Genomic DNA, 9,425 nt, shown 5'->3' with positions numbered 1-9,425 from the left:
AGCGGCAGTGTCGCGCGCAGGCGCGTCCCGCCCTGCTCGCCGCGTTCGACCGTGAGCGCGCCGCCGAGCGCCGCGACGCGGTCCTGCAAGCCGGCGAGGCCGCGGCCGGGCGTCGCGACCGCGCCGCCGCGGCCGTCGTCGGCGACCTCGATCGCGAGCGCGCCATCGTCGTCGGCGACCGTCACGGTCGCGGCCGTCGCCTGCGCGTGCTTGACGACGTTCGTCAGCGCCTCGGCGATCACGAAGTAGGCGGCCGCCTCGGTCGCCGGCGGCCAGCGCCGCTCCGGGATCGCGAGCGTGACGAGCAGCGGCAGCGGCCCGGTCAACGACTCGACGGCCGCCGCGACGCCGCGGTTGGTGAGGATCTGCGGATGGATGCCGGCGCCGAGGTCGCGCAGCTCGGCGATCGCCGCCTGCGTCTCGGCCGCCGCCTCGTCGAGCAGCGCGCCGATCGCGTCGGCGGCGTCGCCGCTCGCGCCGCCCTCGCCGGCCGCCGCATCGCCGCGCACGCCCGCCGCCTGGTTGGCCGCCAGCCGCAACGCCAGCAGGATCCGGATCAGTCGCTGCTGCGCGCCGTCGTGGAGGTCACGCACGAGCCGGCGGCGCTCGGCGTCGGCCGCCTCGACGATGCGGGCGCGCGAGGCGTGGATCTCCTCAGCTCGGGCCCGCTCGACCGCTTCCCGACGGGCCGCCTCCTCGGTCTCCAGCTGCGCCGTCACGTCGCGGAAGACGACGACCGCGCCGCGCCCGCTCGCCATCGTCAGCGGCGCCGACGAGTAGGCGACGCGGAACTTCGAGCCGTCCTTGCGCCAGAAGGTGTCGCCGTAGGCGCGCACCGTCTCGCCGGTCGCGGGCGGGCGCAGCAGCGGGCACTCCTCCGCCGGGAAGGGCGTGCCGTCCCAATGATGGTGATGGATCGTCGCGTGGCTGGCGCGGCCCAGCAGCTCATGCTCCGCGTAGCCGAGCAGCTCCAGCGCGGCGGGATTGGCGAACTCGACGCGACCGCCGGCATCGACGACGTAGATCGCGTCGGCGACGCTCCTCAGCAGCGCCTCGAGCATGTCGCGCGGCGCCGAGCCGAGCCGCTCGAACGGCGACCGCTCCGTCATGACGCCCGCAGTCGCGTGAGCACGGCCATCACACGGCGGTGCTCGCTCGGCTCGTCGCCGAGGCCGAGCTTGTCGAAGACGCGCGTCGCGTGCTTGTCGACGGCGGCCGGACCGATCCCCAGCAGCTCGGCGATGCCGCGGTTGGACTTGCCCTCGGCCATCAGCGTCAGCACCTCGCGCTCGCGCGGGGTCAGGTCGGCGAGCGGGTCGGCGGCGCGACGCCGGCCGACCATCCGCGCGACGACCTCGGGGTCGAGCGCGGAGCCGCCCGCGGCGACGCGCTGGATCGCGTCGACGAGCGCGCCGACGTCGGCGACGCGGTCCTTCAGCAGGTAGCCGACGCCGGAGGCGTCGTCGCCGATCAGGTCGAGCGCATAGCGCTCCTCGAGGAACTGCGACAGCACCAGCACCGCGGTGCCGGGCTGGGTCGCGCGGATCTCGCGTGCGGCGCGCAGGCCGTCGTCGGTGCCGTCGGGCGGCATCTGCACGTCGACGATCGCGACGTCGGGGGCGTGCGCGCGCACCTTGCGCAGCAGCTCCTCCGCGTCGCCGGCCTCGGCGACGACGTCGAGCCCCGCGTCCTGCAGCAGCCGCACGAGTCCCTTGCGCAGGAGCGCGTTGTCGTCGGCGACGAGCAGGCGGAGCGGCGGCACGTCGCCACCGTATCGCGTCGGGTTCTCCCTACCCCGCCTGTCCGATCCCGCCCCTGTGCGCGCCACGCCGCGGCTGCGACGCTCGGTGAGCAACGGAAAGGAGTGCCTGCGATGACCGAGCGAACCCCCGACAGAGAACCGACCAGCCCGCTGCTCGTGACCGTCCGCTACGTGCTGCCGATCGCCGTCGTGCTGGCCGGCGTGATCTTCTTCCTGCTCGACCCCGACGTGCACAACTTCGAGGGCCCGGCGGCGCTGATCGGCGCCGGCCTCAGCGTCCTGCTGCTCAACGTCCTGCATCGCGCCGGCGTCCGCGGCGACGCCGACCGCGACCGCGAGGAGGACGCGCGGCGCTACTTCGACGCGCACGGCCACTGGCCCGACGAGGCGCGCGCGTCGGTCGCGATCAAGCGCGCGCCGTAGGGCGTTCAGCCGACCGCGGTCGGCGCGACGATGTCGATCAGGTCGAGACGGTGCGCCGCGTCGAGGCGCTCGAAGGCGCGGTCGACAGCGGCCGGGCCGCGCACGACGACCTGCCTGCGATGGTCCGCGCGCGCCGCGGCGGAGGCGTCGACGATCGTGCGCACGCCGCTGCGGTCGATCTCGGTCAGGTCACGCAGGTCGAGCACGACCATGCGAGCGTTGAGCCTCGCGTCGTGGAGCGTCCGGGCGAGCTTCGGCGCGCCTTCGCGGTCGAGCTCGCCGCTCACGTGCACCCAGATCGCGTCGACGCCGCCGCGGCACCACGTGCAGGTGAAGCGCGGCGGCGGCTTCGAAGGGGCGACGGCGGGCGGGTCGGCTTCCTTCAGATGCGAATTGGTCATGACGTCTCCGAGTCGCGTCGTGCGAAAACCCAGAAGTCACGCGACGGGTACCGATCGCTGAATTCGGCCCCCATCGTGATGCCCTCGGAACCCAGCCTAGAGCGTGCGTCAAGGGTCCAGCACGAAGACCTCGCACATGAGATCCGGGCGGTGCTGGCTGCCGCTCATGAAGCCGATCACTCTGCGTCCGGTCGCGCGCTCGACGACCGCCTTGAAGCGGTCGCGCATCAACTCCTGGAACGCCGTCCGCTGCGCGGTCACGGCGCTGTCGCGGCCGCCTTCGAGCAGCGTCTGCTCGACGCGCGAGAGGCCGCCGCGCAGGACGCAGACGACGAGATCGTCCTGGTAGTAGGACTTGGCCTTCGTCGGGCCGTGCCCGTAGTACTCCTTCAGTAGGCCGACCAGCCCGTCGGAGATGGCGGTGAGCATGTCACCGTGACTGACCGGTTGGTGTGGGTCGCCGCTGCTCATCGCCAACCACCACAGTCATCTTAGTGGTTAAACGCCTGTCGGGTCTTCCTGCGGCCAGCGCTCGCGGCAGTGGCGCGCGAACGCCGCGGCCTGGCGGGTCGGCCGGGCGTCGCGCAGGCGCGCAAGCGCGAAGACCGTCTCCGGCACCTCGCCGGCGAGCGGGACGGCGGCGAGCGGCAGGCCTTCGTGCGTGAGGTCGTGGACGGGGCGGCTGATCAGCAGCGCGAAGCCGCGGCCGCGGCCGACCAGCGCGCGCACCAGCTCGTGGCTGGAGGCGCGGTGACGGATCCGCGGTCTCAGGCCGGCGCTGGTGAAGACCGACTCGAGGTAGTCACGGCTCGGCGGCAGGTCGAACATCACCATGTCGCGCGCGGCCAGCTCCTCGACGGTCACCGCGGCGCGCCCGGCCAGCTCGTCGTCGGCGGCGAACAGCGCATAGGCGCGAGCACGGTAGAGCGGCGTCGCCTCGACGTCGGGGCTCAGCTCCAGCGCGTCGACGATCGCGAGGTCACAGCGGCCGTCGCGCAGGGCGGCCTCGATCTCCGGCACCGGCCCTTCGAGGAAGTCGAGCGCGACCCGCGGATGAAGCGCCTCGAAGCTCTGCAGCAGCGGCGGCAACAGGAACGGGGCGGCGGTGCTGAAGCAGCCGACCGTCAGCGGCCCGGCGACGCCGGGATGGGGTGCGAGCGCGGCCCGCTGCACCTCCTCCGCGTGCGCGAGCAGGTCGCGCGCGAGCGGCAGCAGCCGCCGCCCGGCCGGCGTCAGCAGCAGTGTGCGGGCGCGCCGGCGGATCAGCAGCTGCTGGTCCAGCCGCCGCTCCAGCGCCGCGACCTGGAGCGAGACGGCCGACTGCGACAGATGCAGACGCGCGGCGGCCGCCGTCATCGTGCCGGCCTCGGCGGCGACCGCGAAGCAGTGCAGCGCGCGCAGGTCGAGCGGCGGATACATGAGCTGATCTGAGGAACTTTCGGAGATTCCTTCATTTTACTTCTGGGACGCGGACGGGGAAGCTCACGAGATGGAGCAGAGAGACAGCGGCGGCGTGGCTTGGAGCGACCCCGGCGAGACGCCGATCGCCTACCTGCGCGAGGGCGCCGGCGCACATCCGCCGCTCGACTCCCCCGCCTACAAGTCGACGCTGCTGCGTCATCCCAGAGAGCCGCTGCTGTACCTGCCGCAGACACTGACCGAGATCACCGGGCCGGCGCTCGGCGACGCGGCGCGGATCGGCGCGCTCGACCACGACCTGACGCGTCAGCACGCCGGGGCGCCGATCGGTGAGCGGCTGATCGTGCAGGGGCGCGTCTTCGACACGGAGGGCAAGCCGCTGCGCGGCACGCTCGTCGAGATCTGGCAGGCCAATTCAGCCGGCCGCTACCTTCACAAGCACGACCGTTGGGAGGCGCCGCTGGATCCCAACTTCAGCGGCGCCGGTCGTTGCCTGACCGACGACGACGGCCGCTACCGCTTCGTCACGGTCAAGCCGGGGCCGTACCCGTGGGGCAACCACCACAACGCGTGGCGCCCCGCGCACATCCACTTCTCGCTGCTGGGCCGCGCCTTCACGCAGCGGCTGGTGACGCAGATGTACTTCCCCAGCGACCCCTTCTTCCCGTACGACCCGATCTTCAATTCGGTCCGCGACGAGCGCGCGCGCGAGCGGATGGTCGCGTCGTTCAACGTCCACGAGACCGTTCCGAGCTGGGCGCAGTGCTACGAGTTCGACATCTACCTGCGCGGGCCGGCGGCGACGCCGTTCGAGGAGGAGCTGTGATCTTCGCGACCACGCCCTCGCAGACGGTCGGCCCCTACTACGCGATCGGGCTGCCGTGGCCCGACGGCCCCTGCGTCGTGCCGGCGGGGACGCCCGGCGCGATCACGCTGACCGGCACGATCTACGACGGCCGCGGTGCCGTCATCCCCGATCACCTGATCGAGATCTGGCAGGCCGATCCCGACGGCCGCTTCGCCGACCTGCGCGGCGCGGGCCCGGGCGGCCCCTCGCGCGTGGAGGGCTTCCGCGGCTTCGGTCGCGCCGGCGCCGAGGTCGGCGACGGCAGCTACGAGCTGCTGACGCTCAAGCCGGGGCGCGTGCCCGGCCCCGGCAGACGGCTGCAGGCGCCGCACGTCGACGTCTCGCTGTTCGCGCGCGGGCTGCTGCACCGGCTCGTCACGCGCATCTACTTCGCCGACGAGGAAGCGGCCAACGCCGAGGACCCGGTCCTGCAGTCGGTGCCGGCGGCGCGGCGAGGAACACTGCTCGCGCAGCCGCGCGCGGGCGGGTACGGTTTCGACATCCACGTCCAGGGCCCGCACGAGACCGTCTTCTTCGCGGTCTGAGCAGATGCTGTTCGACGGCACCTACGCGCGCGGCGCCGCCGCGCAGGCCGTCACCGACGCCGGTTGGCTGCGGGCGCTGCTCGACGTCGAGGCCGGGCTGGCGCGCGCCGGCGCCGTCACCGCCATCGTCCCGGCCGACGCCGCCGAGCGGATCGCCGCCGCCTGCGTGCCGGAGCGCTTCGAGCTCGCCGCGCTCGCGCGCGACGCCGGCGAGCATGCGACCGTCGTCGTGCCGCTCGTGCGGGCGCTGAAGGAGGCCGTCGGCGCGGCCGACGCCGGCTTCGTGCACGCCGGCGCGACGAGCCAGGACGTGCTCGACAGCGCCGCGATGCTGCTCGCGCGGCGGGCGCTGGAGCCGCTGCTGGCCGACGCCCGCGCCGCCGCCGCCGCCGCCGCGCGCCTGGCCGCCGCGCATCGCGACACGCCGATGACCGGGCGCACGCTGCTGCAGCAGGCGCTGCCGACGACCTTCGGGCTGCGCGCCGCCGGCTGGACGAGCGCGCTCGACGCCGCTCGCGGTGACGTCGCCGCGGTCGTGACGGAGCGGCTGGCGGTGCAGCTCGGCGGACCGGTCGGGACCGGCTCGCCCGCGCTGACGGCCGCGCTCGCGCGCGAGCTGGGGCTGGTCGAGCCGCTGCTGCCGTGGCACACCGACCGCGGTCGCGTGGTCGTGCTGGCCGCCGCGCTGGGGGCGCTGAGCGGGAGCTGCGCGAAGGTCGCGCGCGACGTGACGCTGCTCTCCCAGCAGGAGGTCGGCGAGCTGCGCGAGGGCGGCGGCGCGCAGCGCGGCGGCTCCTCGGCGATGGCGCACAAGCGCAACCCGGTCGCCGCCGTCTCGGTGCTGGCGTGCGCCGCGCGCGTGCCGGGCCTGGTCGCGACGCTGCTGGCGGGGATGGCGCAGGAGCACGAGCGCGCCGCCGGCGCCTGGCAGGCCGAATGGGGGACGTTGAGCGAGCTGCTGGCGCTGACCGGCTCGGCCGTCGCGTGGGCGCGCGACCTGCTCGAAGGGTTGGAGGTCGATCCCGCGCGGATGCGCGACAACCTCGCGCGGCTGGCCGCGGCCGGCGTCGCCGAGGCGGCCGATCCGGCGGCGCACGTCGGCGCGGCGGCGGAGCTGGTCGAGCGGGTGCTGAGCGCACGCGGCGCGAGCGCGTCCGCCGCCGCGAGCGCGGCGCGGGAGGTCGCGCGGTGACGCTCCTGCATCACGAGATCGAGGGCGTCAGAGGCGGCCCGCCGCTGCTGCTCGGCGGCTCGCTCGGCACGTCGCTGTCGATGTGGGGGCCGCAGGTGCCGGCGCTCGCGGAGCGGCTGCGCGTCGTCCGCTTCGACCACCGCGGCCACGGCCGCTCGCCCGAGCCGGCCGGGCCGTACTCGATCGAGGCGATGGGCAGAGACGTGCTGACGCTGCTCGACTGGATCGGGCTCGAGCGGGTCTCCTACTGCGGCCTCTCGATCGGCGGCATGGTCGGGATGTGGCTGGCCGCCAACGCGCCCGAGCGAATCGACCGGCTGGTGCTGATCTGCACCTCCGCCCACCTGCCGCCGGCCGAGGGATGGCGCGAGCGGGCCGCGACCGTGCGCGCGGCCGGGACCGTCGGGGCCGTTGCCGACAGCGTCGTCGCGCGCTGGCTGACGCCCGCGTACGCGGCGCGCAAGCCAACTGTCGTCGGGTGGCTGAAGGGGATGCTCGAGGCCTCTCCGCCGCAGGGCTACGCGGCCAGCTGCGAGGCGATCGCGGCGATGGACCTGCGGCCGCAGCTGTCGTGGATCCAGGCGCCGACGCTCGTGCTCGCCGGCGCCGAGGACCAGGCGACCCCGCCGGCGCACGGCGAGGCGATCGCGGCGGCGATCGCGGACGCGCGGCTGGAGCTGCTGTCGCCGATGGCCCACCTCGGCAGCGTCGAGCAGGCGACCGCCGTCACGAACCTGATCCTCGACCATCTGCGACCACGGGAGCGACCGCGATGAGCGATGCCCACGACCCGCTCTACGACGCCGGCATGAAGGTCCGCCGCGAGGTGCTCGGCGACGAGCACGTCGACCGCGCCGTCGCCGCCACGACCGACTTCACCGCGCCGTTCCAGGAGTACATCACGCGCTCGGCATGGGGCTCGATCTGGGCCCGCGACGGGCTCGACCGCCATACGCGCAGCTGCATCACGCTCGCGGTCCTGACCGCGCTCGGGCGCGAGCACGAGGTCGCGATGCACGTGCGCGCCGCGCTGCGCAACGGGCTCACGCGCGATGAGATCGGCGAGGTGCTGCTGCACACCGGCGTCTACGCCGGCGTGCCGACCTCCAACCGCGCCTTCGCGATCGCGCAGCGGGTCTTCGACGAGCTGGACGAGTCGGAGGCCGACGCCGGCCTCGGGCACGCGTAGAGCGCGTTCAGGCGGGCGGCAGCTCGTAGAGGAGGCGTTCGACCGTCAGCAGAGGCGGGTCGCCGGGGACCGCGGACGGGAGCGTCAGGCCGATGCCCCAGGCCGCTCCGGCCGTCGGTGATCCCGTTGCCTCCAGCCAGCGCGAGGCCGTGTCGTCGATCGCGTCGGCGAGCGCGGGCGACAGCGGCTCGGCCGGCAGCAGCGCGACCGGCAGCCAGCTGCGCAGGGTCGACTCCGCGAGCGGGAGGCCATAGGAGAGCTGGAGCCGCAGCTGCTGCCCGGTCGCGTCGCCGAACAGCTGCCCGAGCGCGTCGCGCAGCGCCGCGGCCAGGCTCTCGCCAGTGATGCGCAGCTCGTCGGGCCACGCGAGCGCCGGCGCGACGGCGGCTGCGAGCGACCGCGGGCTGATCGTCACGAACGGTGACGTGTTCGGGAGGCGCGCGTTGCGACGCGTCGCCAGCGCGACCTGCGCCCGCTGCGTCGCGGCGACGTTCAGTCCGCTCCACGCGAGCTGCAGCCGTGCCGGCCCGCTGCGCACGATCGGCGCGGCGGGGTGGAACGCGAGCGCGCCGGCACGGCTTCCGGCGGGATCGGGGAGCAGCGCGCTGACGCTGCCGTCCGGCTCACACCAGCCGACCTCCGGCAGCGCCGTTGTGGCGTCCGCGTCCGCCCGCGTCAGCACGACCGCCCGCAGCAGCGGATCGGGTCCCGTCTCCCACTCGACCCGCAGGCTCAGATCGTGCCGCGGATCGGCCGCGGGATCGGCGTCCGGCGGCGCGCTGCTCCAGTGCGCTTCCCACGCCGCCACGAGCGGGTCGAGCAGCGTGCCGACGGTGGCGACGATCGCGCTGCCCGGCAGCTCGCCGCGGGCGCAGGCGCCGACCTGCTCGCGCAGACCACCGGAGAGCGAGAACCAGCGCCACAGCGTGCTCGCCAGCTCTTCCGTGTCGAGGGTGGGGTGGGCGGCGGGCACGGGCGGCGCACCCAGCTCGACGCCGACCAGCAGCTCGTCCTGCGCTGCCTCCGGGACGACGACAACGGCGGTGAAGGTCCAGCGGCCGGCTTGGGAGAGCGATGGCGGCACCAGATCGGTCGCGTTCGCGCACTGCTCTGCCGGCTGCGGCGGCGCCGGCAGCTCCCGCAGGACGACCGGGAGCAGCGGCGCGCCGAGGTCGCCGTCGACCGCGGTGGGCGCCTCGGCGCCGCTGAGGGGGCGCAAGAACGTCAGCGACGTGGGCGCCGCGGGCAGGTCGAGCAGCAGGCCGTCGGCGTCGAAGCGCAGCGGCCCGGGCGCGAGCTGCAGTTGCGCGGCTGGCTCGGCGACCGTCGCCAGCAGCGTCGCCGAGGACGGCGGCGGCCGCAGCGGAACGCGCATGCGGCTGAGGTGCACGTCAGCCGCCGCATCGGCGGCGGAGGGATCGAAGCGCCTCCCGGCGGCGGCGTCCGCGCGCGCGTCGGCGTCGTTGTTCGCGACCGTTCCCAGCAGCCGGGCGGCGGGCGCGGGCGGCAGGCCGAAGGGGGTGCTGGCAAGCGTCTCGTACTGGAGCGCGAGCGTCGCGTCGGCGGCGGCCGCCAGCCCGTCGGCGACGGCGCCGGCGGCGAGCGCGCCGGCCGCCGCGGCGAGGTCACCGGCCGGCGACAGCGGCG

At 74.8% G+C, this 9,425-nt stretch carries 12 protein-coding genes; 6 read left to right on the top strand and 6 right to left on the bottom strand.

The window, feature by feature from the left end:
- Positions 1–1,109: sensor histidine kinase (locus R7226_RS30140; protein ID WP_318601200.1), on the bottom strand; the 1,109-nt coding region annotated here is incomplete at its 3' end.
- Entirely contained in the window at positions 1,106–1,762 is a 657-nt protein-coding gene (locus R7226_RS30135; protein ID WP_318601199.1) for a response regulator transcription factor, read from the bottom strand. The genes R7226_RS30140 and R7226_RS30135, both read right to left, overlap by 4 nt.
- Before the next feature lie 111 nt (positions 1,763–1,873).
- On the opposite strand from R7226_RS30135, the gene R7226_RS30130 reads away from it, so the two are divergent.
- Positions 1,874–2,185: a hypothetical protein gene (locus R7226_RS30130; protein ID WP_318601197.1), complete on the top strand. Its 312-nt coding sequence runs from the start codon at positions 1,874–1,876 to the stop codon at positions 2,183–2,185.
- Positions 2,186–2,190: 5 nt separating this feature from the next.
- On the opposite strand, the gene R7226_RS30125 is transcribed toward R7226_RS30130, so the two are convergent.
- The 3 genes from R7226_RS30125 to R7226_RS30115 form a co-directional block, all read right to left on the bottom strand.
- Positions 2,191–2,586 carry an STAS domain-containing protein gene (locus tag R7226_RS30125; RefSeq protein ID WP_318601196.1) on the bottom strand — a complete coding sequence of 132 codons (396 nt, stop codon included), beginning with the start codon at positions 2,584–2,586 and terminating at the stop codon, positions 2,191–2,193.
- Between the two features lie 108 nt (positions 2,587–2,694).
- A complete protein-coding gene (locus tag R7226_RS30120) occupies positions 2,695–3,015 on the bottom strand; it encodes a Na-translocating system protein MpsC family protein (protein WP_318601195.1) in 321 nt (106 codons plus the stop codon).
- 69 nt (positions 3,016–3,084) lie between these two features.
- The gene (locus tag R7226_RS30115) at positions 3,085–4,005 is read right to left on the bottom strand and encodes a LysR substrate-binding domain-containing protein (RefSeq protein ID WP_318601193.1); all 921 of its coding nucleotides are present in this window, start codon (positions 4,003–4,005) and stop codon (positions 3,085–3,087) included.
- 70 nt (positions 4,006–4,075) lie between these two features.
- Between R7226_RS30115 and pcaH the strand changes: the two genes are divergently transcribed.
- From pcaH to pcaC, 5 genes are read left to right on the top strand one after another with little or no spacing between them, the layout of a single operon-like run.
- Positions 4,076–4,831: a protocatechuate 3,4-dioxygenase subunit beta gene (gene pcaH / locus R7226_RS30110; RefSeq protein ID WP_318601192.1), complete on the top strand. Its 756-nt coding sequence runs from the start codon at positions 4,076–4,078 to the stop codon at positions 4,829–4,831.
- Positions 4,828–5,397 (top strand): protocatechuate 3,4-dioxygenase subunit alpha, encoded by a 570-nt coding sequence (gene pcaG / locus R7226_RS30105; protein WP_318601191.1) that lies wholly within the window; start codon positions 4,828–4,830, stop codon positions 5,395–5,397. Before pcaH ends, pcaG begins: the two co-directional genes overlap by 4 nt.
- A 4-nt stretch (positions 5,398–5,401) precedes the next feature.
- Positions 5,402–6,589 (top strand): lyase family protein, encoded by a 1,188-nt coding sequence (locus R7226_RS30100; RefSeq protein ID WP_318601190.1) that lies wholly within the window; start codon positions 5,402–5,404, stop codon positions 6,587–6,589.
- On the top strand, positions 6,586–7,365 hold the full coding sequence (pcaD, locus tag R7226_RS30095; RefSeq protein ID WP_318601188.1) for a 3-oxoadipate enol-lactonase: 780 nt from the start codon (positions 6,586–6,588) through the stop codon (positions 7,363–7,365). The genes R7226_RS30100 and pcaD overlap by 4 nt, the downstream gene beginning before the upstream one ends.
- Positions 7,362–7,778 (top strand): 4-carboxymuconolactone decarboxylase, encoded by a 417-nt coding sequence (gene pcaC / locus R7226_RS30090; RefSeq protein WP_318601186.1) that lies wholly within the window; start codon positions 7,362–7,364, stop codon positions 7,776–7,778. Before pcaD ends, pcaC begins: the two co-directional genes overlap by 4 nt.
- A 7-nt stretch (positions 7,779–7,785) precedes the next feature.
- Here the strand turns inward: pcaC and R7226_RS30085 are convergent.
- Positions 7,786–9,425: hypothetical protein (locus R7226_RS30085; RefSeq protein WP_318601184.1), on the bottom strand; the 1,640-nt coding region annotated here is incomplete at its 5' end.

The organism is Conexibacter stalactiti (assembly GCF_033542075.1).
Taxonomy (GTDB): domain Bacteria; phylum Actinomycetota; class Thermoleophilia; order Solirubrobacterales; family Solirubrobacteraceae; genus Conexibacter; species Conexibacter stalactiti.
This window is presented reverse-complemented; position numbering and strand designations above follow the sequence as displayed.

What these genes read in the sequence shown, in the direction of transcription:
- R7226_RS30130 (WP_318601197.1), top strand. Translation starts at nt 1,874, where the DNA reads ATGACCGAGCGAACCCCCGACAGAGAACCGACCAGCCCGCTGCTCGTG.
- R7226_RS30125 (WP_318601196.1), bottom strand. Translation starts at nt 2,586, where the DNA reads ATGACCAATTCGCATCTGAAGGAAGCCGACCCGCCCGCCGTCGCCCCT.
- R7226_RS30120 (WP_318601195.1), bottom strand. Translation starts at nt 3,015, where the DNA reads ATGCTCACCGCCATCTCCGACGGGCTGGTCGGCCTACTGAAGGAGTAC.
- R7226_RS30115 (WP_318601193.1), bottom strand. Translation starts at nt 4,005, where the DNA reads ATGTATCCGCCGCTCGACCTGCGCGCGCTGCACTGCTTCGCGGTCGCC.
- pcaH (WP_318601192.1), top strand. Translation starts at nt 4,076, where the DNA reads ATGGAGCAGAGAGACAGCGGCGGCGTGGCTTGGAGCGACCCCGGCGAG.
- R7226_RS30100 (WP_318601190.1), top strand. Translation starts at nt 5,402, where the DNA reads ATGCTGTTCGACGGCACCTACGCGCGCGGCGCCGCCGCGCAGGCCGTC.
- pcaC (WP_318601186.1), top strand. Translation starts at nt 7,362, where the DNA reads ATGAGCGATGCCCACGACCCGCTCTACGACGCCGGCATGAAGGTCCGC.